Origin of the sequence: Pseudomonas sp. Y24-6, assembly GCF_020295325.1 — a bacterium.
Taxonomy (GTDB): Bacteria; Pseudomonadota; Gammaproteobacteria; order Pseudomonadales; family Pseudomonadaceae; genus Aquipseudomonas; species Aquipseudomonas gregormendelii.
This window is the reverse complement of record NZ_JACBXG010000013.1, coordinates 71,657-97,735: the sequence shown is the minus strand read 5'-3', so window position 1 is coordinate 97,735 and position 26,079 is coordinate 71,657. Positions and strand designations below refer to the sequence as shown.

Below are 26,079 nucleotides of genomic sequence, written 5' to 3'. Positions count from 1 at the left end.
ATCGACAGGGCTGGGAGATGGGAGTTTATCAGGGTTAAGCCGCCTGCCGAATCATTCACCTCGGGCGCCACCGTCACCAGTCCTCAGGACGCCACCAGCCGCTAATGGGAGTGTGGGAAATAGACGCTGAACTCAGTCCCGCCTTCCTCACTGGAGTGCACGCCGACATCGCCGCCATGCGCCTTGGCAATTTCCCGGACGATAAACAATCCCAGGCCGACGCTGCGCACTTCACTGTCGCTGTCGGTGCCGCGGGTCATGGGTTCGAACAGGACGTCCATCAGGGAGGGCGGGATGGCGGGGCCCTGGTTGTGCACTGACAGGATGGCGGTATGGTGTTCGATGCGTGAGGTGATGATGACCGGCTGCAGCGGATCGCCATAGGCCACGCTGTTGGCGACCAGGTTGCCGATGATTTGCTGCACTCGGTCGCCGTCGAGCAGGGCGCTGCCGCTGCCGCTTTCCTGGTGGATGAGGTTTGCGGCCGGGAAGGCCACCCTCAGTTCGTCGACGCTCAGGCGGGTGACGCCGTGCAGGTCCGCAGGGGCGACGGCGATGCTCAGGCCTTGGCCGACCCGGGCGAGGGCGAAGTCCAGCAGGTCGGCGATCATCCGTTGGGCGCGTTCGGAGGATTGGCTGATGTGGCCGAGCAGGGTGGTTTCCCGGGCGGTGCGCTCGCTGCGGGCGAGGAGGTCCGAGGCCATGTTGATTGCGGTGAGCGGGTTTTTCAGGTCGTGGCTGACGATGGCGACCATCTGTTCAGCAAATTGGGCGCGGCGCTGGGCCTTTTCGTAGGCGTCGCTGAGTTCGTCCTGTGCTTGCTGCAAAGCCGCTTCGGTGGCGGTCTTTTCTTTCAGCAGGGCCTCGGCGAGCTTGCGGGCGTTGAGCAGTTCGCGCTCGTATTTGTCGCGGTCAGTGGTGCCGAACAATGCCAGTTCGTAGAAGGCGCCGCTGGCGTGCTCGCGCCGGACGCCGTTGAGCAGCATGGTAATGATGTGCCGGTCGCGGTGAACCAGGTCGAGCTTCACTTCCGCGACCGAGCCCTGCATGCGCATCAGCGGTGCCCAGTGGGTCTGGTGAAAGATCCGCCCGCCCATCGTCAGCAGTTCCTGGAAGCGACGCCCGCACAGCTCCTCCTGGCTGAAACCGATCCAGGTGCAGAAGGTCAGGTTGGCTCGCAGGATGCTGCCATCTTCACGGGTGACCACGAGGGCGCAAGGGGCGCCTTCAAACAGCGAGTGGGCATCCGGCAGGTACGACTCTTCAGTCATCGGTTCCGGCCCAGGGCTGCAGGAAATCGTCCATGGCGATGGAACAGGCTCCCGGTGCGCTCATGTGCGGGCAGTGGCCGACGTTGTCCACCAGGCAATAGCGGCTGTTGGGGATTACGGCGCGCAGGTATTCGCCCACGGCAACAGGCGCGATCAGGTCGTCGGTGGACTGCAGGATCAAGGTGGGCGTGGTCAGCCCTGCGACGTCCTTGCGGTTGTCGGACATGAAGGTGGTGCGGGCGAACTGCTTGGCGATTTCCGGTTCGGTGCGGCAAAAGCTGTTGGTCAGTTCTTCGCTCAGGTCCGGCTGCCCCGGTGCGCCCATGATGACCGGCGCCATGGTGCTCGACCAGCCAAGGTAGTTGCTGTCGAGGGTGTCGAGCAACGAATGGATGTCTTCGAGCTTGAAGCCGCCCACGTAGTCATCGGAATCGATGTAGCAGGGCGATGGGCCAATCATGACGTGGGCGGCGATTCGATCAGGCAATTGGCGATCAGCGATGACGCCGATCATGGCGCTGACGGAGTGGCCGACCAGGATCACCGGGCCTTGGGCATACTCGTCGATGATTTCGTTGAGGTCCTGGGCATAACCCGCCAGCGAGCTGTATTTTTGTGGATCGTAGGCGCCTAGATCCGACCGGCCGGCACCGACCAGGTCAAGCATCACCACACGAAAACGCCCGGTAAAGTGAGGATACAGGTAGTTCCACATGCTCTGGTCGCAGCCGAAGCCGTGAGACAGGATCAGTGTCGACGGACCGTCACCCAGCACAGTTACGTTGTTACGATGCTGAAGGTCCATGCTTGATTCCCGGGCAGGCCAAAGAAAGTAATGGCGCCCCGGGAGTTTAAATAGTCAGGGCCGGCAGGTCACGCTTCGCGAGCGCTGATTACACTTTTGCAACGAGTTCGGGAGGGCGCCCCACCTACTTCCGAGACGTAGCCTTGCCCGCCGAAGCAACCGTAGCGCCACTGCAGTTGATATAAGGCGATGACTTCAGCCAGCGCTGGTCCGGATAATAAGAAAACAACAACTGCCCATTTTTCATCGAGTCAATCAACGGGCGTGCAACGGCAGGTCTCACGGCCGGGCAGCCCAGGCTGCGGCCAATCCGGCCGTTGGCGCGGGCCAGTACCGGGCTGACGTATGGCGCGCCGTGGATGACGATTGCCCGGTCAAACGCGTTATCGTTAAAGCCTGGGTCCAGGCCTTGCATGCGCAGGGAGTAACCGTTCTGCCCGACGTAACTGGCTTGGGTGCGATACAACCCTAAACTGGTGGCGAAACTCTCGTTCTGGTTGGAAAAGTTGACCGCCATGTTCTCGCCGCTGTTACGGCCATGGGCGACCAGTTCACGAAACAGCAACTTTCTCTTTTTCAGATCGAACACCCACAGGCGTTGTTCGGTCGAAGGCAGGGAGTAATCGATCACTGCCAAGCGTTGGGCTGGAGCTGAACCCTGGGCCTGCGTACATTGTGAAGCACGTACTGCCAGGTTTATAACGGTGGCGTTGGCATCTGGAGCCGCTTTGACGAGGGCGGCGGCAAGCGAATCGGCGTAGGCTGCCGGTACTGAAAAGGATGTCAGCAGCAGGGCCGAGATAAGCAGACGAATGCGAGCTGGCGCCATATAGATGTCTCATCGTGATAGGTTCGAGTCTAGCTGTTTGCGGGAAGCTAGCCGTTGAAATCGGGAGATTAAGGATTATCCATGGTGCAATTAACAAGGTTATTCGTCATAAGCCGCGTCTTTTTTATGGTCTTTCTGATCAGCGGTGCTGCGCATGGAGAAAATTCGTCGAACGAGGAGGTAATTGCACCCATCATCCAAAGGGATGCAGCAGCGGATGACAACGTCGGGCTGGCGATCCAGGCACACCTGTCGCCGCTGACGACATCTTTTCCTCCGTTACTGACTGCACCGCGGCATAAGCGGGTCGATGTCAGCCGCATGGTCCTGGATTTCTACTCCCATCGCGGCTATCGCGCGGCGTGGACCAACGAGGGCGATACCGCGCAATTGTTTGCCAGCTTGCGGGCCACTCAGGTCGATGGCTTGAACCCGGCGGATTTTCATATCGACGAGTTGGCTGCGTCGCGGACATTGATGCAGGCTGATTCGGCGACACCTGAACAGCGTGCGGCATTCGATGTTGCGGCCACTCATACTTTTCTCACGGCATTGCTGCAGTTGCGTCGCGGCAAGGTCGATCCTTCCCGATTGGATATCCATTGGAATTTCGACCCTGCGGACGTCGATCCCCGGGAAGACGTGAATAAATTCTTCATCGCCCTGAATGCCCATGACGTGGCCGGCGCCTTCGCCCAGGCGCCACCGCAAGAGGCGGTGTATCGCGGCTTGCGCGAAGGCCTGGCGCAGTTGCGCAAGGTGCACGACGCGGGTGGCTGGCCAAAAGTGGCCGAAGGTCAATCGCTCAAGCCGGGCATGGATGACCCCGCCGTCGCCCAGTTGCGGGCCAGGTTGGTGGCCGGTGGTTTTCTCGAACCGCGCCTGGTCCGTGGAACCAAATATGACGGCGCAGTGATTGCGGCAGTGAAGAAATATCAGGCCGAGCAGTACCTGGGGGCTGATGGTGTGGCCGGGGCGACCACGCTGGCGGCGCTGAATGTGTCGGTCGATGCGCGCATCGATCAGGTCCGGGTGAACATGGAGCGGGCGCGCTGGCTGCTGTACAAGCTGCAAGGCACCTTCGTGATTGTTGATATCGCCGGGTATAAAGTCGCGATGTACCGCGACGGCAAGCCCATCTGGCGCTCGCGGGTGCAGGTAGGCAAGCCGTTCCGTAATACGCCGGTGTTCCAGTCCGAGATCACCTATGTCACGTTTAACCCGACCTGGACGGTGCCCCCCACCATCCTCAAGGAAGACGTGATCCCCAAGATCCAGAGGAATCCCGGGTATCTCGCCGCCAACCACATTCGCGTGATCGATCGCGAGGGTGCGGTGCTGGATCCGTCGAGCGTCGACTGGAGCAACCCGCGTGGCGTCAGCCTGCGCCAGGATGCGGGGCCCGACAGTTCGCTGGGGCAGGTGGTGATTCGTTTTCCCAACGACTATGCGATTTATTTGCACGACACGCCCCATCGCGAGTTGTTCTCCAAGTCGATGCGCGCCACCAGTTCCGGCTGCATTCGCGTGGAAAACCCCTTGCAGCTGGTAGAACTGTTGTTCAACGATCCGGTGCGCTGGGACAGTGCCGGTATCCAGAGACAGTTGGCCAAGGGCAAGACCGAAAATATTCGGCTGCCGGTGAAGGTGCCGGTGCTGTTGGCGTACTGGACGGTAGACCTGAGTAATGACGGGCGAGTGACGTTCAAGCCCGATGTGTACGGCTACGATTCGGCTGTCCTGCGGGGGCTGAACCTGCCCTCCAGGTTACCGATTCTGGATTTGCTGCGGGCAGGGGCTCCCGCCGTGGTGCTCAACCCGAAATAAGGGGGCTGAATATGGATGTTGCGCAAAAAACCACGGAACTGGTCAAGAGTCCGGTCCAGGTCCGTGACCTGGATGAGTGTCGCAATATAGGTAACGGGGCGGTGTTTATCATCGCCTCGGGTGCGTCAGCCAAGGACTTTCCTCTCAAGAAGTATGCTGACATGCCGATGATTACCATGAACGGTGCGATATCGATGTTCATCGGCACGGGCATCAAACCGTACTTTTTCATGTGCTCGGATGACGCGTTCTACAGGGAGCAGCCGCGTCTGTTCGCTGAAGCCATGCGCTTGAGCCAGCGGGTTGCGGTGCCGCAAAGTCACGCTTATTACCAGGCGCTCAACCCCAAGGGGGAGCTGTACCTGTTGACTCGTGCTCCCAGGCTGTCATGGCTGGGGCTGCTGGGCCGGCGTGACAGGGAACTGATCCGAAGCCGCAAGCTGGGGGCAGGGCGTAATCGCAGCCTGGGTTTCAGCAAGAACCTCAAGCGTGGTTTTTTTGATGCGCGCACGGTGGCTTATGTGGCCCTGCAGGTTGCTTATCACCTGGGTTTTTCCAAGGTGTTCCTGGTGGGCGTCGATCTGAATCAATCAGTGAAACGTTTCTACGAGACCCCGGGGACCTTCGTTTCGCCTTGCACGCTGGACGAGCATTTCCATACCCGGATCCTGCCGTCGTTCAAGATTCTGTCGAAATACGTGATGAATCCGGACTTCCAGGTCTACAACCTGTCCAGCACTTCGAGGATCCCTGCTGAACTGGTGCCCCGTGTGACCTTTGAAGATGTCGACAGAATGATCGGCGCCTGACGCGCCTTCCCCAGGATGAAGTTTTTTTGCCAATTCCCATATACGACCCCCAGCACAGCCCCGGCCGGCCGCTGAAACGATTGCCGCTGCTCAAGGCGGCGGTGCTGTTCATCGTAGCCGTGTGCCTGACCCTTGTGGGTTTACTGTACCTGCAACTGGACCAGTCGCGCCGTTACGATCTGGAACAGGCGCAAGTGGCGTCGCAGAATCTGACCCGTGCCATGGCGCAGCAGGCTGAAGATACCTTCATGAAGGCTGACCTGGTGTTGAGCAGCCTGGCCGACTGGATTCAGGCTGACGGCTACGGCGCTGCGCAAGTGCCAAGGCTGCAGAGGACCTTCGCCCGGCGAGTGGCGGCGCTGAATCAGTTGCACGGCATTTTCCTGTTCGACCGCCAGGGGCAATGGGTGGTGACGTCGTTCGAAGACCTGCCCCGTGGCAAGGGCGTGGCGGATCGTGACTACTTCAAGTTTCACCAGCAGAACATTTCTTCGCAGGCGCACATCGGCCCGGCGATTCGCAGTCGCGAGAATGGCGAGTGGATCATTCCGCTGTCCAAGCGGGTAAACGACAAGGATGGCAAGTTCCTGGGCGTGTTGATGGCCGGGATCAAGATGTCGTATTTCGACCAGTTCTTCAAAAGCTTCAGCATCGATGACAACGGCTCGATGTTCCTTGCCATGGCCGATGGCACCCTGCTCGCACGCAGGCCTTTCGTGGAAGCGCAGATTGGCTCGAGCCTGGCCCAGGGGGAAATCTTCCAGAAGTGGCTGCCCGGTGCGCCTTCGGGCAATGCCATGGTCAGCTCGGTAGTGGACGGCGTGATGCGGCTGCACGGTTACCGGCAGCTGGACGCCTATCCGCTGGTGGTGTCGGCGGCGTCTTCGCAAACGGCGATTCTCAAGCGCTGGTCAGACACTGCATTCCAGTCCAGCATGATCGTCGGCCTGGTGGTGTTGGGCGTTAGCCTGTTCGGTTGGGTGTTCATCCATCAGGTGCGTAATGGCGAGCGCATCGAGGCGGATTTGCGCGCGGCCCAGGAAACGCTGGAGCTGATCGCCACCCACGACAGCCTGACGGGGCTGGCCAATCGGAGGTTGTTCGAGCGCGCGCTGGACATCGAGTTCGGGCGCGGGGCACGGCAAGCCAGTCCGCTCAGCCTGATCATGCTCGACATCGATTTTTTCAAGCGCTACAACGATACCTACGGCCACGTGGTCGGTGACCATTGCCTGGCTGAAGTGGCGGGTGCGGTGAAAGCATGCTGTCAGCGCAAGGCTGATTTGGCGGTGCGTTATGGCGGTGAGGAATTCGCGGTACTGCTGCCAGACACTGATCTGCGCGGGGCCAAGATTATCGCAGAGGAAATTCGCCATAAAGTCATGGGCAAGAACATCACCCATTCCGAATCGCCCACGGGATACGTCACCGTGAGCCTGGGGTGCTACTCGTTCGTGCCAAACGGGCGCGACAGTATCGAAGTGTTTATCGGGCGCGCGGATGCAGCGCTGTATCAAGCCAAACATTCCGGTCGCAACCGGGTGGCGGTGCTTTCGATGGAAGGCGCCGAAGAGGCGCTGATGCGCTCAGATCGCTGATACAGCGAGTGTTCGGTCAGGGCAACGCAGGCAGTCGAGTTCATCGGCTGCCTTTACGCGTTCAGCTGCCCGTTCCACCGCCCGCACCGCCCGTGCCACCACCCGGAGCCCCGGTGCCGCCGCCTGCACCCGAGCCGCTGGTGCCGCCATTGGTGCCGGTACCGCCGCCAGTACTGCTGCCGCTACCGCTGCCGGTAGAAGGGGTCGAGCTACTTTTGCTGCCGCCCGAGGTGCCCGACGGCATGGCAGGGTTGTTATTGGGGGACATCGTCGAGCCACCGACGGATCCCGATTTGGTCCCGGTAGCGTCCGCTCCATCGCCGGACGCCGCATAGGCACCCAGTGACGCCACGGACATCAACCCGGCCAGAAGCAATGAGGAGATCTTGAGATTTTTCATGGTTCGTCTCCGAAAATGAGTCGTTACCTGATGTTGGGGTGGTGAGGGAGGCGGTTGGTGCCGATTGGATGACGAGTGGTCGCGAGGTGAGCGCAGCGGGCAGGGTGCAACCCCATCCCGACGCAACCCCGTAAACGGCCTGCTGTCACAACCTGGACACCTCGCCGCTTACGTTTGCCAGCAGGAGCGCCGGCCTATGAAAAAATTGCGAATCGCCACGTTCAACGTCAATGGCATGCGCGCGCGTTTGCCGAACCTGCTCGCCTGGCTCGAGCGCGAGCAACCGGACGTTGTCTGCTTGCAGGAGCTCAAGTCAGTGGACAGCGCTTTTCCCGCCGCCGAGCTTGAAGCTGCCGGATATGGCGCGATCTGGCAGGGCCAGTCGTCGTGGAACGGGGTAGCGATCCTGGCGCGGGATGCGCAACCGCTGGAAAGCCGGCGCGGGTTGCCAGGCGATGACAGCGACACGCACAGCCGCTACATCGAGGCCGCCGTTCACGGGGTGTTGGTGGGGTGTCTTTACTTGCCTAATGGCAACCCCCAGCCCGGGCCGAAGTTTGATTACAAGCTGGCCTGGTTCGAGCGATTGATCGCCTACGCCAAGGATCTTCAGGCCAGCGACCATCCTGTGGTGCTGGCCGGGGATTACAACGTAGTGCCCACCGACATGGATATCTATAACCCGCGCTCCTGGCTCAAGGACGCCTTGCTGCAGCCGGAAAGTCGCGAGTGCTACCAGCGCCTGCTCGACCAGGGCTGGACCGATTCCCTGCGTCACCTCTACCCGGAGGATCGGCTCTATACCTTCTGGGATTACTTTCGTCAGCACTGGCAAAAGAACTCGGGCCTGCGCATCGACCACCTGTTGCTCAACCCGGCGTCGAGTCCTTACCTGGAGGAGGCTGGCGTGGACGCCTGGGTGCGCAATGAACCCCACGCCAGCGACCATGCCCCGACCTGGATTCGCCTGGGCTCACGCAAGCGTCGTTGATTTCAAAACAGGCTGATTGGTGAAATCAATTGTCGGTCCGGGGCGTTTTTGGCCTATACCTGTGGCCCATCGGCGGAGCGATCCGCAGCACCGGTACAGGATTGAGCAATGAGCGAGACACGCCTGAGCAACCTTGCGCACTATCTGCAACTTCTAGGGTTCGAAGCACCGCCCGCGCCGACACTCGATACCTTGCGTCAGCTGCAACTGCGTCACACGGGCGTATTCCCGTTCGAAAACCTGGCGACGCTGGCGGGCGAACCGGTGCCGATCGACTTGCCGTCCATCGAGCGAAAACTGCTGCAGGAACAGCGCGGCGGCTATTGCTACGAACTCAACCACATCTTTTTCGCCTTGCTCCAAGAGCTGGGCTTCGATGTTCGGGGCATTACCGGTCGGGTGGTAATGGGCCAGCCCGAAGGCGCCTGGACCGCCCGCACTCACCGCTTGAGCCTGGTGCACCTGGACGGCGTACGCTACATCACCGACGTTGGCTTCGGCGGCATGGTGCCCACTGCGCCACTGCTACTCGACTCCAGAGCCGAGCAGCCCACCTTCCACGAACCCTACCGGATCGACCAGCATGAGGATGGCTATACCTTGCGCGCCAAGGTCGGGGATGAATGGCGGCCGATGTACATCTTCGACCTGCAGCGCCAGGAGGACGTCGATTACGCGGTCGGCAACTGGTACGTCTCGACTCATCCGGACTCGTCTTTCTCCAGGCAACTCATGGTGGCGCGGACCGGGGATGGCTGGCGGCGCACCCTCAACAACGGCAGTTTTGCCATCCATCGAACCGGCCATGCCAGCGAGCGGCATGAAGTGACCGACGTCGCAGAGCTCATCGACTTGCTACAGCGCGAGTTCGGCATTCGGTTGCCCGCGCATGCGGGATTGAGGCTAACCCTGGCCCGCCTGGTGAGCGGCGCTTAGAGGCCGTACTTTCCAGCTGCGGGATGCAGCGAGCGACTCAGGGTTTGAGCACTCGCTGGATCTCGCTCAACGCCTCTACCAGTTTTTTCTCCAGACTTAGCAGCTCGCAAGGCTTGAGCCCTTCCTTGAAATGCCCGGCATTGACAATGGCGCTGCGCGGATCCGACTCGCAAGCACTGGATGTTTCGCTGAGTAAAGCCTGGCGCAAAGTGTTGTTGATCACCGTCTGATAGCCATAGCCCTCGCTTTCGGCGAGGGCTCTAGCGGCAGCGATGACCACATCGTCGAGCATGATGGTGATCCGGGTTTTTCCTTTGGTAGAAGCAATCGCTCCCCGTTTGGCGTGGCTGAAGTCGTACTCGTTTTTCATGGCTCAAATTCCTTGTATGTATCGCGCTCGCGTCTGGTGGCCAGTCGCGCAGAGATAACTCGAACGACATTCGGATCGCGGTAGGTGTAGGCGACTACCAGCAATCGGCCTTTGACATCCATGCCCATGATCACCCAGCGATGCTCGTTGTGATCGCGGTCCTGCACCGTAAGTGCTCGCTCGTCATAAAACACTGCCTCCGTTTCGGCGAGGCTGATGCCCCGATGCTTTAATTTATTGGCGGCATTTTTCGCCTTGTCATATTGAATCTCGAATAAGTTCATTATGCATACTTTATATGTATATTCTAGATGGCGTCCGTGCCAATGATCGCGTGGAATGCAAAAGACTAGCGGGGGCGGGGACATGGGCCGTGCAAGATTTGTTTGCTGATTTTTCGAGAAAAGCCAGCGTAGTAAGGGGTGGGATGGACATGTGTCCATAATCTGACTGGTGAGTTGTATACAACTCTATAGACATTTGTCCTGAGTCTTGCATACAGTGTGCGCATAACAAAAAACCAGGGAACCCCCCAATCATGAAAACGCCCCATGTTTCACACCAACGGCCTGAGGATGAAAACCTTGGGATCGGCGCGAATATGGCTTATGGCCTGCAACACGTTCTGACCATGTACGGTGGCATTGTTGCGGTGCCGTTGATTATCGGACAGGCGGCCGGGCTGTCGCCGGCGGACATCGGTTTGTTGATTGCTGCGTCACTGTTTGCAGGGGGCCTGGCAACGTTGCTGCAGACCCTTGGTTTACCGTTTTTTGGCTGCCAGTTGCCGCTGGTCCAGGGCGTCTCGTTTTCCGGCGTCGCGACAATGGTGGCGATTGTCAGCAGCGGCGGGGAGGGCGGATTCCAGTCGATCCTGGGGGCGGTGATTGCCGCGTCGTTGATCGGGTTACTGATAACCCCGGTGTTCTCGCGTATCACCAAGTTTTTCCCGCCGCTGGTGACCGGCATCGTGATCACCACCATCGGCCTGACGCTGATGCCGGTGGCCGCGCGCTGGGCCATGGGGGGCAACAGTCACGCGCCTGACTTCGGCAGTATGGCCAACATCGGTTTGGCGGCAGTGACGCTGGTGCTGGTACTGCTGCTGAGCAAGGTCGGCAGCGCGACCATCTCCCGCTTGTCGATCCTGCTGGCCATGGTGATCGGCACGGTCATCGCGGTGTTCCTTGGCATGGCAGACTTCTCGTCCGTGACCCAGGGCCCGATGTTCGGTTTCCCGACACCGTTCCACTTCGGTATGCCAACGTTCCACTTCGCCGCAATCCTGTCGATGTGCATCGTGGTCATGGTGACGCTGGTGGAAACCTCGGCCGACATTCTCGCCGTGGGCGAAATCATCGAGACCAAAGTCGACTCCAAGCGCCTGGGCAACGGTCTGCGCGCTGACATGCTGTCGAGCATGATCGCGCCGATCTTTGGCTCGTTCACCCAAAGCGCATTCGCCCAGAACGTAGGGCTGGTGGCGGTGACCGGAATCAAGAGTCGCTTCGTGGTAGCGACGGGCGGGTTGTTTCTGGTGATCCTCGGCCTGCTGCCCTTCATGGGGCGGGTGATTGCCGCAGTGCCGACCTCTGTGCTCGGTGGTGCCGGTATTGTGCTGTTCGGCACTGTGGCGGCCAGTGGCATTCGGACGCTGTCCAAGGTTGATTACCGCAACAACGTCAACCTGATCATCGTCGCCACCTCGATCGGTTTCGGCATGATCCCCATCGCTGCGCCCAACTTCTATGACCAATTCCCGAGCTGGTTCGCGACCATCTTCCACTCGGGCATCAGCTCTTCGGCGATCATGGCCATCGTACTCAACCTCGCGTTCAACCACCTGACGGCGGGCAACTCCGACCAGCAGTCGGTGTTCGCTGCGGGTACCGAGCGGGTGTTGCGTTACCAGGACCTGGCCGCACTGCGTGAAGGCGATTACTTCAGCGACGGCAAGCTGCACGACTGCGATGGCAAGGAGATCCCGGTGGTGGAGGTTGACCATGGGCATGGAGAACCGCGACCGGTGCAGGCCAAGACGGGTGAGCATGTCTGAATAATGCAGGAGCTCGCTCCTGCAACAGACTGAAGCCCACAAAAAAGCCCCTGAATCTTTCGATTCAGGGGCTTTTCAGTTCTTGCAGTCTGGCTCCACGACCTGGACTCGAACCAGGGACCCAGTGATTAACAGTCACTTGCTCTACCAACTGAGCTATCGCGGAATGGCGTGTATGTTACTGATTCAAAAAGAGAAGTCAAGCACCTGTGGTTAAATTCGACAATTCGTCGAGACCCGCAGTGGTTTTTCCGGTTTTGGCGGTTACCAGAATCCCCTCAGGGGTCTACCATGGCCGCCCGGAAGTGGTTACACGCGCTGCCGGCCATTCGCCGAAAAGGTACGCGCCATGAATCACCCAGTTTTCACCTGTCCAGCCAACGGGGTGTTCGCATGAGCATCGCCCAGATCAGCCTGCCAAAAGGCGTTGGCCCACACGCTGAAAAGCTGTTCGACGCCATCACCCAGGCCAGCACCGCCGAAGAATTGAATCGTGCGGGCGGCAAGGCCGAAGGTTTCGTCCTAGGCCTGGAAAGCACCAAGGCCATCAAGAGCCAGGTCGCCGAATCGCTCTACGTCGCTTATGACGATGCGGCCAGCCAGCGGGCCGGCGAACTGGTTTAACCGCCGAAGGTAAAAGTGCCAAGCATCAGCTTGCCATACACCATCGTCACCGCCAGTTGCACCAGCCACAGGGCCAGGCCGCCAAGAAACACCCCGGCGGCCACTTGCAGCACCAGGTTGTTGCCGCGTTTGGCCGCAGGGCGAGGGACGAAGTGGTCCAGTTCATCCAGGTCATCGCGCTCGGCGCGCAGGTCATCATTTTTCATCTACGTTCTCGCAGGAATTCAGGCTGTACACAAAGCTGTAGGAGCTGCCGAGTGCAACGAGGCTGCGATCTTCTGATCTTGATTGTAAAAGGGTCAAAAGATCGCAGCCTCGTTGCACTCGGCAGCTCCTACGGTTAGTTGAGATCTGATGCAGTCTAGAGGTTTCGAGCCGCATTCTTCAGACAAATAAAAACGGGAAGCCCAAAGGCTTCCCGTTTTTCGTCAACAAGCCGAATCAGATCACCTGAACGATGGCATCCGTGACTGCCTTGATGTTGCTCTGGTTCAGCGCCGCAACGCAGATGCGGCCCGTGTCCAGCGCGTAGATGCCGAACTCGTTGCGCAAGCGGTGAACCTGTTCGGTGGTCAGGCCGGAGTAGGAGAACATGCCCCGCTGGCGACCGACGAAGCTGAAGTCACGCTGCGGCGCTTTTTCCGCCAGCAGGTCGACCATCTGGGTGCGCATGCCGCGAATGCGCAGGCGCATCTCAGCCAGCTCCTCTTCCCACTGCGCGCGCAGCTCAGGGCTGTTCAGTACAGCAGCGACGATGCTTGCACCGTGGGTCGGCGGGTTGGAGTAGTTGGTGCGGATCACGCGCTTGACCTGCGACAGCACTCGCGCGCTTTCTTCTTTCGACTCGCTGACGATCGACAGGGCGCCAACGCGCTCGCCGTACAGCGAGAACGACTTGGAGAAAGAGCTGGAGACGAAGAAGGTCAGGCCCGATTCAGCGAACAGGCGCACGGCCGCCGCGTCTTCGTCGATGCCGTCGCCAAAGCCCTGGTAGGCCATGTCGAGGAATGGCACGTGGCCTTTGGCTTTGACCACGTCGAGCACGTTTTTCCAGTCCGCCGGGCTCAGGTCCACGCCGGTCGGGTTGTGGCAGCAGGCGTGCAGTACGACGATCGAGCCGGACGGCAGGGCGTTGAGGTCTTCCAGCAGGCCGCTGCGGTTAACGTCGTGGGTCGCGGCGTCATAGTAGCGATAGTTCTGCACCGGGAAGCCGGCGGTTTCGAACAGCGCGCGGTGGTTTTCCCAGCTTGGGTCACTGATCGCCACGACGGCGTCGGGCAGCAGCTGCTTGAGGAAGTCGGCACCGATTTTCAGTGCACCAGTGCCGCCGACGGCCTGGGTGGTCAGAACACGGCCAGCGGCGATCAGTGGCGAATCGTTGCCAAACAGGAGTTTTTGCACGGCCTGGTCGTAGGCTGCGATGCCGTCGATTGGCAGGTAGCCACGGGACGCGTGTTGAGCGACGCGAATCGTCTCGGCTTCGACAACGGCGCGCAGGAGTGGAATTCGCCCCTCCTCGTTGCAGTAAACACCGACCCCCAGGTTGACCTTGGTGGTGCGTGTATCGGCGTTGAATGCTTCGTTGAGGCCCAGGATTGGATCGCGTGGTGCCATTTCGACAGCGGAGAACAGGCTCATTTTTGCGGCGGCTCTGAATGGGGAGTGGAGGGACGTGTCGCGCTCCAGCCGAATGCACTAGAGCGGTGCACAAACGGGGAGCTAGTATAGAGGCCATCAACGAGTGAAGGCGACAGACGATTCGGTTTTTCCTGTAAGTTTTTTGCATTATTTTTCGACCGTTAGTCGCACTGCGTCGTCAAAGACCCAGAGTGATGTAGGACGTTTGCCTTGAAAGCGCAGGCAATCGGCTCCACATTGAGCACAATCCAGTTTTTTCCTCGGGCGGCGTCAGTCGTTTGCGGCTTTTCTCGTTCCAGCCGGTTTAACCTGCAGGCGCGATTCCCTGCTTCGAGAACCCAGAGGTATGCATGTCTGAATTCCAGCTAGTCACCCGCTTCGAGCCCGCCGGCGATCAGCCGGAAGCCATCCGCCTGATGGTCGAAGGCATCGAGGCCGGGCTGGCGCACCAGACGTTGCTCGGTGTGACCGGCTCGGGCAAGACCTTCAGCATCGCCAACGTCATTGCCCAGGTTCAGCGCCCGACCCTGGTGCTGGCGCCGAACAAAACCCTGGCCGCGCAGTTGTATGGCGAATTCAAGGCGTTTTTCCCCAACAACGCCGTCGAATATTTTGTTTCCTACTACGACTACTACCAGCCCGAAGCCTATGTGCCGTCCTCGGATACCTTTATCGAGAAGGACGCCTCGATCAACGACCACATTGAGCAGATGCGACTGTCGGCGACCAAGGCCCTGCTGGAGCGCAAGGACGCGATCATCGTGACGACGGTGTCGTGCATCTACGGCCTGGGCAGCCCCGAAACCTATTTGAAGATGGTGTTGCACGTGGATCGCGGCGACAAGCTGGATCAGCGCGCCTTGCTGCGCCGCCTGGCGGACCTGCAATACACCCGCAACGACATGGATTTCGCCCGGGCGACATTTCGGGTTCGCGGCGACGTGATCGATATCCATCCGGCGGAATCGGACTTTGAAGCGATCCGCATCGAGCTGTTCGATGACGAAGTCGAGCGGATTTCCGCGTTCGATCCGCTGACTGGCGAGGTGACGCGCCAGCTGCCGCGATTCACCTTCTATCCAAAGAGCCACTACGTGACCCCGAGAGAAACCCTGCTCGGCGCCATCGAGGGGATCAAGGTCGAACTGCAGGAACGCCTGGACTACCTGCGCTCCAACAACAAGCTGGTGGAAGCCCAGCGCCTTGAGCAGCGCACGCGTTTTGACCTGGAGATGATTCTCGAGCTGGGCTACTGCAACGGTATCGAAAACTACTCGCGCTACCTGTCCGGGCGTGCTTCCGGCGAGGCGCCGCCGACCTTGTTCGATTACCTGCCGGCCGATGCGTTGCTGGTGATCGACGAATCCCATGTCAGCGTGCCCCAGGTGGGGGCCATGTATAAGGGTGACCGTTCGCGCAAGGAAACCCTGGTGGAGTACGGCTTCCGCCTGCCATCGGCCCTGGATAACCGGCCGATGCGCTTCGACGAATTCGAACACATCAGCCCGCAAACCATTTTCGTCTCCGCGACGCCTGGCAACTATGAGGCCGAACATGCGGGGCGGGTGGTCGAGCAACTGGTGCGGCCGACCGGCCTGGTGGACCCGCAGATCGAAATCCGTCCGGCGCTGACCCAGGTCGACGATTTGCTGTCGGAAATCTCCAAGCGTGTCGCGCTGGAAGAGCGGGTGCTGGTCACGACTTTGACCAAGCGCATGTCCGAGGACTTGACCGACTACCTGGCCGATCACGGTGTACGCGTTCGTTACCTGCACTCGGACATCGACACGGTGGAGCGCGTGGAAATCATCCGCGACCTGCGGCTGGGGACGTTTGACGTGTTGGTGGGGATCAACTTGCTGCGAGAAGGCCTGGACATGCCGGAGGTCTCCCTGGTGGCGATTCTTGACGCGGACAAGGAAGGTTTCCTGCGGTCCGAGCGGTCGCTGATCCAGACCATTGGCCGCGCGGCGCGTAACCTCAATGGCCGGGCGATCCTGTATGCGGACCGCATCACCGGATCCATGGAGCGGGCGATCGGCGAGACCGAGCGTCGCCGGGACAAGCAGATAGCCTTCAACCTGGCCAACGGCATCACGCCCAAAGGGGTGTTCAAGGACGTTGCCGACATCATGGAAGGTGCCACTGTGCCAGGTTCGCGCAGCAAGAAGCGCAAGGGCATGGCCAAGGCTGCCGAGGAAAGCGCCAAGTACGAAGCCGAACTGCGCTCACCGGGCGAAGTGGCCAAGCGGATCAAGGCGCTGGAGGAGAAAATGTACGCCTTGGCGCGGGATCTCGAGTTCGAGGCTGCGGCGCAGATGCGCGATGAGATTGGCAAGCTGCGCGAGCGCCTGATCACTGTTTGAGGTGTGCGGTGCCTGACTGGCCTGATCGCGGGCAAGCCCGCTCCCACAGGTTTTGTGTCGATCCACAAATCCTGCGAACGGCTCTGAATCTTGTGGGAGCGGGCTTGCCCGCGATGAGGTCAGTCGCCGCACTACAAAATCAGTGCGCCTCCCCAGCCTTGATCCCCGCCGGCAATGCCTTGGTCAGCAACACCGCAATCATGCTGATCCCCAGCGCAATCCCGACAAAGTGAAACGCATCGTTGTACGCCATGATCGAGGCCTGCTGATGCGCGATCTCGCTCAGTTTGCCCAAGGCCGCCGTCTCGCTGCCAAACCGGTCCGTCATCGACGCCATGCGCTCCGCCACCTGCGGGTTGGTCGGTACGATCGCCTCGCGCAAATAATCGAAGTAGGTCTTGGTTCGCGCATCCAGCAATGTGGCGAGGAGGGCGATGCCAATCGCGCCGCCCAGGTTGCGCAGGATGTTGAACAGGCTCGACGCCGACCCCGCATCCTGGGGCAAGATGTAGGCGGTGGCGATCAGTGAAATGGTGACCATGATCAGCGGCTGGCCCAGGGCGCGAATGATCTGGATCTGATTGAACTGTGGCCCGGCAAAATCCGGATTCAACACCCCCGATGAGAAGCTCGCCAGCCCGAACAGCCCGAAACCCAGCGTGCACAGCCATTTGGGTGAGATGTACTTCATCAGTTTTGGCACCAGCGGAATCAGAAACAGCTGGGGTACACCCATCCACATGATCACTTCGCCGATCTGCAGGGCGTTGTAGTTCTGGATCTGCGCCAGGTACAACGGCAGCAGGTAAATCGAGCCATACAAGCCCACCCCCATGCCCAGGCTGGAAATGCTCGACAGGCCAAAATTGCGATTGCGCAGGATGCCCAGGTTGATCAGGGGGTTGGGCCTGGATACCTGCACGATCACAAAGGTGATCAGGCTGATCAGCGCGATGCTGCCCAGGGTCACGATCAGGCTCGATTCCAGCCAGTCCTTGCGGTGGCCTTCTTCAAGAAAAACCTGCAGGCAACCAAGGCCGACGCCCAGGGTGAGAATGCCCATGTAGTCGGTGCTTTTGAGCAGTTCCCAGTGCGCCTCTTTTTTCTCCAGGCCGTACATCAGCCCGGCAATCATGATCAGGCCCGGGGGGATGTTGATGTAGAAGATGTATTCCCAGCCCCAGTTCTCCGTCAGCCAGCCGCCCAGCGTCGGGCCAATGGAGGGCGCGAAGGTGGCGGTCATGGCAAACATGGCCATGCCCTTGGCGCGATGGTGTTCGGGGAGTTTGATCAGGGTCAGGGTGAACGCCAGCGGAATCAGTGCGCCGCCGGTGAAGCCCTGCAAGGCGCGGAACACGATCATGCTTTCCAGGCTCCAGGCCATGGAGCACAGCAGCGAAGCCACCAGGAAACCCAGCGAGACCCAGACCGCCAGGCGACGTGCTGACAGCAACTGCACCAGCCACGCCGTCAGCGGGATCATGATGATTTCCGCGACCAGGTAGGAAGTGGAAATCCACGAGCCTTCCTCCAGGGTCGCCGAGAGCGCGCCCTGGATGTCCTTGAGTGACGAGTTGGTGATCTGGATATCGAGCACGGCCATGAAGGCGCCGAGCATCACGCTCATGACCGCAATCCAGTCCCGCCGCGTCGGCTCGCCGACCGGGCGGATCAGTGGGTCACCGGCCATCGTCAGGGGCGTCTTTGATGTTCACTTTGGCGGTGACCGACATCCCCGGACGAATCTTGCCGTGCAGCGGGTTATCCGCGGCGAAGGTCAGTTTGACCGGGATCCGTTGTACGACTTTGGTGAAGTTGCCGGTGGCATTGTCCGGTGGCAGCAGGCTGAATTGCGCCCCGGAGGCAGCAAACAGGCTGTCGACCCGCGCTTCAATCGGCGTATCGCTGTAGGCGTCGAAGGTCAACTCGGCCTTCTGCCCTGGCTGCATGTGGCCGATCTGGGTTTCCTTGAAGTTGGCCTGGATCCAGATGTCCTGGTCCGGCACGATCGACAGCAGGTACGCGCCGGCCTGCACGTATTGGCCGTTGCGCGCGGCGCGCTGGCCGATCAGGCCGCTGATGGGCGCGTGGATCTCGCTGCGGGTCAGGTTCAGCTCGGCCTGGGCCAGATCGGTCCGGGCATTGGCGATCATCGCATCCAGGCGCTTGATTTCGGCGCTCAGGGAGTTGACCTGCTGGCGCTGGCTCTGGGCATCCGCCTGGGCCTTGGTCACTTGGGAGCGGGCAATATGGTTGTCGGCGGAGAGGGTGGTCACCCGTTCTTCTGATACGTAGCCGGGTTTGCGCAAGGTTTCGGCGCGGGACAAATCGATTTGCGAACGGCTGAGGCTGGCCTGGCTGGAGGCCACCTGCGCCTCGCTGGCCGCAATCAGGCTGGCCTGTTGCGTGAGTTTGCTCTGGGCTTGCAGGCGCTCGGCCTGGCGGGTTGCAAGGGCGGCGTTGGCGCGGTCGACGGCCAGGTGGAAATCATCACCTTCGAGTTTGACCAGCAGCTGGCCTTTTTCAACGTGCTGGTTGTCCTGCACCAGAACCTGATCGATGCGCGCACCGAGCTGGCTCGACACGCGGGTGATCTCGCCCTGCACATAGGCGTTGTCGGTGCTCTCGTAAAAGCGCCCTTTGAAAAACCAGTGAGCAAAAAATGCCCCGGCGATGAGCAGGACGAGCAACAGGAAAATAAACAGGCGACGCTTGAGTTGGGCAGGCATGGGCAGACTGTAGTCGAGAAATTGTAAGGAAAGGTATCAGCAGCCAAATCTGGCATACAGCCGATAAACGGTAAATGCCGACCGTTGATAATCGGCCATTCACGGGTGCAAAGCGCGTTGCAGACGCAAACTTGGCTTAAATGCCCTGCTCACTGGAGCCGGGCCGGTGTCGCCTGTTACCATTCGCCCTTTGTTTTATCTTCATTTCGAGACTTGCCATGACCACCGTCCGCACTCGCATCGCGCCATCGCCTACCGGGGATCCCCACGTAGGTACCGCTTACATCGCATTGTTCAACTACTGCTTTGCCAAGCAGCACGGCGGTGAGTTCATCCTGCGGATCGAAGACACCGACCAATTGCGTTCGACCCGCGAGTCCGAGCAGCAGATTTTCGACGCCCTGCGCTGGTTGGGCATCGACTGGAGCGAAGGCCCGGACGTTGGCGGCCCGCACGGTCCTTACCGGCAGAGCGAACGTGGCGAGATCTACCAGAAGTACTGCCAGCAGCTGGTGGAAATGGGCCACGCTTTCCCGTGCTTCTGCACCGCCGAAGAGCTGGATCAGATGCGCGCCGAACAACAGGCCCGCGGCGAAACCCCGCGCTACGATGGGCGTGCGCTGCTGCTGCCTGCGGAAGAAGTGGCCCGTCGTCTGGCCGCTGGCGAGCCGCACGTTATCCGCATGAAGGTGCCGAGCGAAGGCGTGTGCGTGGTGCCGGACATGCTGCGTGGCGACGTCGAGATCCCGTGGGATCGCATGGACATGCAGGTGCTGATGAAGACCGACGGACTGCCGACCTACTTCCTGGCCAACGTGGTCGACGATCACCTGATGGGCATCACCCACGTGCTGCGCGGCGAAGAATGGCTGCCATCGGCGCCCAAACTGATCCTGCTCTACGAGTACTTCGGCTGGGAACAACCGGAGCTGTGCTACATGCCGCTGCTGCGTAACCCGGACAAGAGCAAGCTGTCCAAGCGCAAGAACCCGACCTCGGTGACGTTCTACGAGCGCATGGGCTTCATGCCCGAGGCGATGCTCAACTACCTGGGGCGCATGGGCTGGTCGATGCCGGATGAGCGCGAGAAGTTCTCGCTGCAGGAAATGGTCGACAACTTCGACCTCAAGCGCGTCTCCCTGGGCGGGCCGATCTTCGATATCGAGAAGCTCTCCTGGCTCAACGGCCAGTGGCTGCGTGACCTGCCGGTGGACGAGTTCGCCTCGCGTCTGCAGACCTGGGCGTTGAACCCTGAATACATGATGAAGATCGCGCCTCACGTGCAGGGCCGCGTTGAAACCTTCAGCCAGGTCGCACCGCTGGCCGGGTTCTTCTTCGCCGGCGGGGTCAACCCGGATGCGAAGCTGTTCGAGTCGAAGAAGCTGTCCGGCGATCAGGTGCGTCAGTTGATGCAGTTGATCTTGTGGAAGCTCGAAAGCCTGCGTCAGTGGGAGAAGGACAGCATTACCGCGACGATCCAGGCGGTGGTCGAATCCCTGGAGTTGAAACTGCGTGACGCCATGCCGCTGATGTTCGCCGCGATCACCGGGCAAGCAAGCTCGGTCTCGGTGCTCGACGCCATGGAGATTCTCGGGCCGGACCTGACCCGTTTCCGCCTGCGCCAGGCCATCGATTTGCTCGGTGGCGTGTCGAAGAAGGAAAACAAGGAGTGGGAAAAGCTCCTGGGCAATATCGCCTGATTACGGGCAGCGCCTAAAAAGATCGCAGGCTTCGCCAGCTCCTACAGTTGAAATGCAATCCCGTAGGAGCTGCCGAAGGCTCGGGCCGCGATCGGACGATTTTTTGATCTGGCTGTTGCCAGCACCCCCATTTTCCGGGGGAGAGCGGTAAGTGATTGTTATCCCGGCAAAAAACTTTGAAATATTTTAAAAATAAGTTTGACAGCCTTTCGATCCGCCATTAAGATTCGCCCCGTCCTCAGCGATGAGGGGCTATAGCTCAGCTGGGAGAGCGCTTGCATGGCATGCAAGAGGTCGACGGTTCGATCCCGTCTAGCTCCACCAATTTACACTTCAAGGTCTGGCCACACCGGCCTTGAAGCGATCAACACTCAGCGTTGATCTGTTGTATAGAAGGGTTTGCGTCCCCTTCGTCTAGTGGCCTAGGACACCGCCCTTTCACGGCGGTAACAGGGGTTCGAGTCCCCTAGGGGACGCCAGTTTTACAGAAGTGATGTTGCAAGATGTCACTCCGCCGCGAGGCGAAAAATCCGGGGCTTTAGCTCAGCTGGGAGAGCGCCTGCATGGCATGCAGGAGGTCAGCGGTTCGATCCCGCTAAGCTCCACCAATTTTACAGTTCAAGGTCTGGCCACACCGGCCTTGAATCGATCAGTACTCAGCACTGATCAGTTGTATAGAAGGGTTTGCGTCCCCTTCGTCTAGTGGCCTAGGACACCGCCCTTTCACGGCGGTAACAGGGGTTCGAGTCCCCTAGGGGACGCCAGTTTTACAGAAGTGATGTTGCAAGATGTCACTCCGCCGCGAGGCGAAAAATCCGGGGCTTTAGCTCAGCTGGGAGAGCGCCTGCATGGCATGCAGGAGGTCAGCGGTTCGATCCCGCTAAGCTCCACCAATTTTACAGTTCAAGGTCTGGCCACACCGGCCTTGAATCGATCAGTACTCAGCACTGATCAGTTGTATAGAAGGGTTTGCGTCCCCTTCGTCTAGTGGCCTAGGACACCGCCCTTTCACGGCGGTAACAGGGGTTCGAGTCCCCTAGGGGACGCCAGTTTTACAGAAGTGATGTTGCAAGATGTCACTCCGCCGCGAGGCGAAAAATCCGGGGCTTTAGCTCAGCTGGGAGAGCGCCTGCATGGCATGCAGGAGGTCAGCGGTTCGATCCCGCTAAGCTCCACCAATTTTACAGTTCAAGGTCTGGCCACACCGGCCTTGAATCGATCAGTACTCAGCACTGATCAGTTGTATAGAAGGTTTTGCGTCCCCTTCGTCTAGTGGCCTAGGACACCGCCCTTTCACGGCGGTAACAGGGGTTCGAGTCCCCTAGGGGACGCCACGATTACCCGCTCTGCGGGATTTTATAAGGGTCATTCAATTATTGAATGGCCCTTTTGTTTGTCTGGCGTTTGGCCAAATCCCCCTCTCTACCTCAAACTGATCTTCAGACCAGCGGTCACATCCACGACTTGCGGAAAATTATTATGAGAATAATATTCTAGTCGTAATATTCGGAGGCAACGATGAACGATAAAAAAGCTCAAACCCGCGAACGCATTCTCAAGGCCGCCAGTGCAGCGCTGATCCAGCGCGGCCCGGCCGAACCGAGCGTGGGCGAAGTGATGGGCGCAGCCGGCCTGACGGTTGGCGGCTTCTATGCGCACTTCGAAAGCAAGGACGCCATGATGCTGGAAGCGTTCAAGCAGTTGCTGGGTCACCGTCGTGGCCTGATCGCCGACATGGACGCCGAACTGACCGGCGAAGAACGCCGCGCCCTGGTGGCCGCGTTCTACCTGTCACGCAAGCACCGCGATTCGTCTGACTCCGCGTGCCCAATCCCCGCGTCCGTCGGCGAGTTGGGCCGGCTGCCCGACGAATTTCGGGTGGCCTTGAACGAACACGTGGAAATGATGGTCGCGCAGTTGGCGGCCAGCCCGGAAGAAACCGACAAGGCCCTGGCCGACATGGCCTTGATGGTGGGTGGCCTGGCACTGGCGCGGGCGCTGGGGCCAGGAGAATTATCCGATCGACTGTTGCGCGCCGCCAAATCGGCGGTGCTATGACCTGAAGGCCTGGGCCTGGGGAGTGAGAGCGATGAGCGGGTTAAAGTGGGTTCGTGGCGTCAACGGCACGTTGGGCTGGTTTGCCCCTCAACTGGTCGCAAGCAAGATGCGACTGGCGTTCATGACTCCGCGAGAGCTGCCCCCGCGGGATTGGGAGCTGCCCTTGCTGGCCAGGTCGGAGCGCATCACCTTGCGCTTCGGTCTCTCGGCACTGCGCTGGGGACAAGGGCCGACGGTCTTGCTGATGCATGGTTGGGAAGGGCGCCCAACCCAGTTCGCCAGCCTGATCAACGCACTGGTGGACGCCGGCTACACCGTGGTCGCCCTCGACGGTCCCGCCCACGGGCGCTCGCCGGGCAGCGAAGCGAATGTCGTCCTGTTCGCCCGCGCCATGCTTGAAGCCGCCGCGGAGCTGCCGCCGCTGCAAGCCGTGATCGGCCACTCCATGGGCGGCGCCAGTGCGATGCTGGCGGTGCAGTTGGGTCTGCGTACCGAAACCCTGGTGACCATTGCCGCTCCGTCGCGAATACTCGGGGTTTTGCGCGGATTTGCCCGGTATGTGGGCCTGCCGCCCAAGGCCCGGTCGGCGTTCATTCGCCAGGTCGAGCAAGACGTCGGCATGCGCGCCGCGACGCTGGATGTCGCGCACTACCAGCTCGATATGCCCGGGCTGATCGTGCATGCCGAAGATGACCGTCTGGTCTCGGTCAAGGAGTCCCAGCTGATCAACGACGCCTGGTTCGACAGCCGTCTGCTGCGCCTTGAAGAAGGCGGTCATCAGCGGGTGCTGGCCGACCCACGGGTCATTGATGGCGTGCTGTCACTGCTGGCTGGCCGCAGTCTGCAATCGCGCCAATCGGCCTGAGCATCCGTTACACTGCCCAGGTGACTATCTGACTGGAGTGGGGCATGGGCTGGGATCGGGCAACGCCGTTTATCATTGACCTGGAAGTGGGCGCCGAGGACATCGACGGGCTGGGGCACGCGAACAACGCGGTGTATGTCACCTGGCTCGAACGCTGCGCCTGGCGCCACTCCCAGCGCCTGGGCCTGGACCTGGTCGAGTATCGGCGCCTGGATCGGGCAATGGCGGTGGTGCGGCACGAGATCGATTACCTGGCCGCCGCCTACGAAGGCGACGGCTTGCAATTGGCGACCTGGATCGTCGACTGGGACCAACGCCTGAAAATGACCCGGCACTTCCAGCTCAAGCGCCCGAGCGACAACACCACGCTGCTGCGTGCGCAGACCACTTTCGTGTGCATCGAACTTTCCACGGGCAAGCCCAAGCGCATGCCGGCGGAGTTCATCGGAGGTTATGGTCCGGCGTTGCAAGTCGCGATCTAAGCGACCCCTTCGCGGGCAAGCCGCGCTCCCACAGGTCTTGGGTCGTTCATCTTTTGTGTGAGCGACGCAAGACCTGTGGGAGCGCGGCTTGCCCGCGAAAGCGTCGGCACAATCAACACCTTCCGGCCTTACGAAATACCTTCTCTCAGCCGAAACCAGTAAACTGCCGCACGTTTTTCGTAGAGTGTGTTTTTCATGCAAATTGCCTTGGCGCCCATGGAGGGTTTGGTCGACAACATCCTGCGGGACGTGCTCACTCGTGTCGGTGGTATCGATTGGTGTGTGACCGAGTTCATCCGCATCAACGACCAACTGCTCACGCCTGCCTATTTCCACAAGTTCGGCCCTGAATTGCTGACCGGAGCGCGCACGGCCTCTGGCGTGCCGCTGCGCGTGCAATTGCTCGGCTCGGACCCGGTGTGCCTGGCAGAAAATGCCGCACTGGCCTGCGAATTGGGTTCCGAGGTGATCGACCTGAACTTCGGCTGCCCGGCCAAGACCGTGAACAAGTCCCGCGGTGGCGCGGTATTGCTCAAGGAGCCGGAACTGCTCAACCAGATCGTCGAGCACGTGCGCCGCGCGGTGCCGGCACACATTCCTGTGACCGCAAAAATGCGCCTGGGCTTTGACAGCCCCGACGGCGCGCTGGTCTGCGCCACGGCCCTGGCCGAAGGTGGTGCGGCGCATATCGTCGTGCATGCGCGCACCAAGACCGATGGCTACAAGCCTCCGGCCCACTGGGAGTGGATCCCGCGGGTGCAAGAAGTGGTCAAGGTGCCGGTGTTTGCCAACGGCGATATCTGGGATGTCCAGGACTGGCGTCGTTGCCGCGAAATCAGCGGCGTCGAAGACATCATGCTCGGTCGTGGCCTTGTCTCGCGCCCGGACCTGGCGCGGCAAATCGCGGCGGCGCGGGCGGGTGAAGAGGTCGTCGAAATGACCTGGGCCGAGCTGTTGCCGTTGATCCAGGACTTCTGGCTGCAAGCCAAGGCGCAAATGACGCCACGCCAATCGCCGGGGCGTTTGAAGCAGTGGCTGGCAATGCTGACCCGCAATTATCCCGAAGCGGTCGAGCTGTTTACGGTGCTGCGCCGCGAGACAGAGCTGGATAATGTCTCGCGTTTACTGGGGCTTCAGGTGTCCGAAGCGGCCTGAAAAAAATTTTCAGATAATCTCTTGAAATGCAATCAGCGGTCCCTATCTAAGGGGTACGCGATGCCGAATTCGGGTCGCGGAGACATAAAACCTTGCTGATTGTTTTCAGGAGATTTGAATCATGAGTACTGCATTTTCCCTGGCCCCACTGTTCCGCTCCTCGGTAGGCTTCGACCGTTTTAACGACCTGTTCGAAACCGCCCTGCGTAATGAGCCAGGCAGCACCTATCCGCCCTACAACGTGGAAAAACACGGTGACGACCAATACCGCATTGTGGTCGCCGCAGCCGGTTTCCAGGAAGAAGACCTGGACCTGCAAGTCGAGAAGGGCGTGCTGACCATCAGTGGCGGCAAACGCGACGCTACCGAAGGCGTGACCTTCCTGCACCAGGGCATTGCCCAGCGTGCATTCAAGCTGTCGTTCCGCCTGGCGGATCACATCGAAATCAAGGCCGCTGACCTGCGTAACGGGTTACTGAGCATTGATTTGCTGCGGGTGATTCCGGAGGAGGCGAAAGCCAAACGCATCCCGATCAACGGGATGGAACAGCCGGCTTTGCAGCACTAAGG

Annotated in this window: 24 protein-coding genes and 9 tRNA genes; 22 read left to right on the top strand and 11 right to left on the bottom strand. The window is 60.2% G+C overall.

The genetic code is table 11. The features are described 5' to 3' along the window. Nucleotides 1-101: 101 nt before the first annotated feature. The 3 genes from HYI44_RS23010 to HYI44_RS23000 all read right to left on the bottom strand — a co-directional run bounded on the left by HYI44_RS23010 (nt 102) and on the right by HYI44_RS23000 (nt 2,905). The gene (locus HYI44_RS23010; protein WP_225570604.1) at nt 102-1,271 is read right to left on the bottom strand and encodes a PAS domain-containing sensor histidine kinase; all 1,170 of its coding nucleotides are present in this window, start codon (nt 1,269-1,271) and stop codon (nt 102-104) included. Then, nucleotides 1,264-2,076 (bottom strand): alpha/beta fold hydrolase, encoded by an 813-nt coding sequence (locus HYI44_RS23005; RefSeq protein ID WP_122838187.1) that lies wholly within the window; start codon nt 2,074-2,076, stop codon nt 1,264-1,266. Before HYI44_RS23005 ends, HYI44_RS23010 begins: the two co-directional genes overlap by 8 nt. 124 nt (nt 2,077-2,200) lie before the next feature. Further along, a complete protein-coding gene (locus HYI44_RS23000) occupies nt 2,201-2,905 on the bottom strand; it encodes a murein L,D-transpeptidase catalytic domain family protein (RefSeq protein ID WP_122838188.1) in 705 nt (234 codons plus the stop codon). An 81-nt stretch (nt 2,906-2,986) separates the two neighbouring features. On the opposite strand from HYI44_RS23000, the gene HYI44_RS22995 reads away from it, so the two are divergent. Genes HYI44_RS22995 through HYI44_RS22985 form a run of 3 tightly spaced genes read left to right on the top strand, consistent with a single transcriptional unit; the run spans nt 2,987 to nt 7,139 of the window. Beyond that, nucleotides 2,987-4,732 (top strand): L,D-transpeptidase family protein, encoded by a 1,746-nt coding sequence (locus HYI44_RS22995; RefSeq protein ID WP_225570603.1) that lies wholly within the window; start codon nt 2,987-2,989, stop codon nt 4,730-4,732. Nucleotides 4,733-4,743: 11 nt separating this feature from the next. Next, the gene (locus HYI44_RS22990) at nt 4,744-5,541 is read left to right on the top strand and encodes a lipopolysaccharide biosynthesis protein (protein ID WP_225570602.1); all 798 of its coding nucleotides are present in this window, start codon (nt 4,744-4,746) and stop codon (nt 5,539-5,541) included. A 26-nt stretch (nt 5,542-5,567) separates the two neighbouring features. Continuing rightward, nucleotides 5,568-7,139: a GGDEF domain-containing protein gene (locus tag HYI44_RS22985; protein ID WP_122838191.1), complete on the top strand. Its 1,572-nt coding sequence runs from the start codon at nt 5,568-5,570 to the stop codon at nt 7,137-7,139. Between the two features lie 61 nt (nt 7,140-7,200). On the opposite strand, the gene HYI44_RS22980 is transcribed toward HYI44_RS22985, so the two are convergent. After that, nucleotides 7,201-7,539, bottom strand: a complete 339-nt coding sequence (locus HYI44_RS22980; RefSeq protein WP_225570601.1) for a hypothetical protein — start codon at nt 7,537-7,539, stop codon at nt 7,201-7,203. A 196-nt stretch (nt 7,540-7,735) separates the two neighbouring features. On the opposite strand from HYI44_RS22980, the gene HYI44_RS22975 reads away from it, so the two are divergent. Both HYI44_RS22975 and HYI44_RS22970 read left to right on the top strand, forming a co-directional pair. Continuing rightward, a complete protein-coding gene (locus tag HYI44_RS22975) occupies nt 7,736-8,530 on the top strand; it encodes an exodeoxyribonuclease III (RefSeq protein WP_122838193.1) in 795 nt (264 codons plus the stop codon). Nucleotides 8,531-8,638: 108 nt separating this feature from the next. After that, on the top strand, nt 8,639-9,466 hold the full coding sequence (locus tag HYI44_RS22970; RefSeq protein WP_225570600.1) for an arylamine N-acetyltransferase family protein: 828 nt from the start codon (nt 8,639-8,641) through the stop codon (nt 9,464-9,466). Nucleotides 9,467-9,503: 37 nt separating this feature from the next. Here the strand turns inward: HYI44_RS22970 and HYI44_RS22965 are convergent, their stop codons facing one another. Together HYI44_RS22965 and HYI44_RS22960 are read right to left on the bottom strand one after the other, a co-directional pair. Continuing rightward, on the bottom strand, nt 9,504-9,836 hold the full coding sequence (locus tag HYI44_RS22965) for a BrnA antitoxin family protein (RefSeq protein WP_225570599.1): 333 nt from the start codon (nt 9,834-9,836) through the stop codon (nt 9,504-9,506). Then, nucleotides 9,833-10,120, bottom strand: coding sequence for a BrnT family toxin (locus tag HYI44_RS22960; protein WP_225570598.1), 288 nt, complete (start codon nt 10,118-10,120; stop codon nt 9,833-9,835). The genes HYI44_RS22965 and HYI44_RS22960 overlap by 4 nt, the downstream gene beginning before the upstream one ends. A gap of 254 nt (nt 10,121-10,374) precedes the next feature. On the opposite strand from HYI44_RS22960, the gene HYI44_RS22955 reads away from it, so the two are divergent. After that, on the top strand, nt 10,375-11,892 hold the full coding sequence (locus HYI44_RS22955; protein WP_122838195.1) for a nucleobase:cation symporter-2 family protein: 1,518 nt from the start codon (nt 10,375-10,377) through the stop codon (nt 11,890-11,892). A 90-nt stretch (nt 11,893-11,982) separates the two neighbouring features. Here the strand turns inward: HYI44_RS22955 and HYI44_RS22950 are convergent. Then, a tRNA-Asn gene (locus tag HYI44_RS22950) sits at nt 11,983-12,058 on the bottom strand. A 227-nt stretch (nt 12,059-12,285) separates the two neighbouring features. Between HYI44_RS22950 and HYI44_RS22945 the strand changes: the two genes are divergently transcribed. Continuing rightward, the gene (locus HYI44_RS22945; RefSeq protein WP_045057788.1) at nt 12,286-12,516 is read left to right on the top strand and encodes a hypothetical protein; all 231 of its coding nucleotides are present in this window, start codon (nt 12,286-12,288) and stop codon (nt 12,514-12,516) included. Here HYI44_RS22945 and HYI44_RS22940 read toward each other — a convergent pair. Continuing rightward, nucleotides 12,513-12,722, bottom strand: a complete 210-nt coding sequence (locus HYI44_RS22940; RefSeq protein ID WP_045057781.1) for a hypothetical protein — start codon at nt 12,720-12,722, stop codon at nt 12,513-12,515. The genes HYI44_RS22945 and HYI44_RS22940 overlap by 4 nt on opposite strands. 235 nt (nt 12,723-12,957) lie before the next feature. Then, nucleotides 12,958-14,154, bottom strand: coding sequence for an amino acid aminotransferase (locus tag HYI44_RS22935; protein WP_122838196.1), 1,197 nt, complete (start codon nt 14,152-14,154; stop codon nt 12,958-12,960). Between the two features lie 350 nt (nt 14,155-14,504). On the opposite strand from HYI44_RS22935, the gene uvrB reads away from it, so the two are divergent. Then, nucleotides 14,505-16,520, top strand: a complete 2,016-nt coding sequence (gene uvrB / locus HYI44_RS22930) for an excinuclease ABC subunit UvrB (protein ID WP_045057783.1) — start codon at nt 14,505-14,507, stop codon at nt 16,518-16,520. Between the two features lie 139 nt (nt 16,521-16,659). Here the strand turns inward: uvrB and HYI44_RS22925 are convergent, their stop codons facing one another. Next, the gene (locus HYI44_RS22925; RefSeq protein WP_205893228.1) at nt 16,660-18,210 is read right to left on the bottom strand and encodes an MDR family MFS transporter; all 1,551 of its coding nucleotides are present in this window, start codon (nt 18,208-18,210) and stop codon (nt 16,660-16,662) included. Then, nucleotides 18,200-19,249, bottom strand: a complete 1,050-nt coding sequence (locus HYI44_RS22920) for an HlyD family secretion protein (RefSeq protein ID WP_225570597.1) — start codon at nt 19,247-19,249, stop codon at nt 18,200-18,202. The genes HYI44_RS22925 and HYI44_RS22920 overlap by 11 nt, the downstream gene beginning before the upstream one ends. A 218-nt stretch (nt 19,250-19,467) precedes the next feature. Between HYI44_RS22920 and gltX the strand changes: the two genes are divergently transcribed. From gltX to HYI44_RS22850, 14 genes are all read left to right on the top strand, one after another. Further along, nucleotides 19,468-20,949 carry a glutamate--tRNA ligase gene (gene gltX, locus HYI44_RS22915; RefSeq protein ID WP_122838199.1) on the top strand — a complete coding sequence of 494 codons (1,482 nt, stop codon included), beginning with the start codon at nt 19,468-19,470 and terminating at the stop codon, nt 20,947-20,949. A 248-nt stretch (nt 20,950-21,197) separates the two neighbouring features. Continuing rightward, nucleotides 21,198-21,273 (top strand) — tRNA-Ala (locus tag HYI44_RS22910). Nucleotides 21,274-21,352: 79 nt separating this feature from the next. Beyond that, nucleotides 21,353-21,428 (top strand) — tRNA-Glu (locus tag HYI44_RS22905). A gap of 53 nt (nt 21,429-21,481) precedes the next feature. Then, nucleotides 21,482-21,557 (top strand) — tRNA-Ala (locus HYI44_RS22900). Nucleotides 21,558-21,637: 80 nt separating this feature from the next. Further along, nucleotides 21,638-21,713: transfer RNA gene (locus tag HYI44_RS22895), tRNA-Glu, on the top strand. Nucleotides 21,714-21,766: 53 nt separating this feature from the next. Further along, nucleotides 21,767-21,842 (top strand) — tRNA-Ala (locus HYI44_RS22890). Between the two features lie 80 nt (nt 21,843-21,922). Further along, nucleotides 21,923-21,998: transfer RNA gene (locus HYI44_RS22885), tRNA-Glu, on the top strand. Nucleotides 21,999-22,051: 53 nt separating this feature from the next. After that, nucleotides 22,052-22,127, top strand: a tRNA-Ala gene (locus HYI44_RS22880). 80 nt (nt 22,128-22,207) lie between these two features. Further along, nucleotides 22,208-22,283 (top strand) — tRNA-Glu (locus tag HYI44_RS22875). A gap of 184 nt (nt 22,284-22,467) precedes the next feature. Next, complete coding sequence (locus HYI44_RS22870; RefSeq protein WP_122838200.1) at nt 22,468-23,007, top strand: TetR/AcrR family transcriptional regulator; 540 nt, start codon at nt 22,468-22,470, stop codon at nt 23,005-23,007. 31 nt (nt 23,008-23,038) lie between these two features. Then, nucleotides 23,039-23,872, top strand: a complete 834-nt coding sequence (locus HYI44_RS22865) for an alpha/beta fold hydrolase (RefSeq protein ID WP_225570596.1) — start codon at nt 23,039-23,041, stop codon at nt 23,870-23,872. Between the two features lie 44 nt (nt 23,873-23,916). After that, entirely contained in the window at nt 23,917-24,354 is a 438-nt protein-coding gene (locus tag HYI44_RS22860) for an acyl-CoA thioesterase (protein WP_225570595.1), read from the top strand. Between the two features lie 195 nt (nt 24,355-24,549). Next, nucleotides 24,550-25,509, top strand: coding sequence for a tRNA dihydrouridine synthase (locus HYI44_RS22855; RefSeq protein ID WP_122838203.1), 960 nt, complete (start codon nt 24,550-24,552; stop codon nt 25,507-25,509). Nucleotides 25,510-25,630: 121 nt separating this feature from the next. Next, complete coding sequence (locus HYI44_RS22850) at nt 25,631-26,077, top strand: Hsp20 family protein (RefSeq protein ID WP_122838204.1); 447 nt, start codon at nt 25,631-25,633, stop codon at nt 26,075-26,077. Nucleotides 26,078-26,079 lie beyond the last annotated feature (2 nt).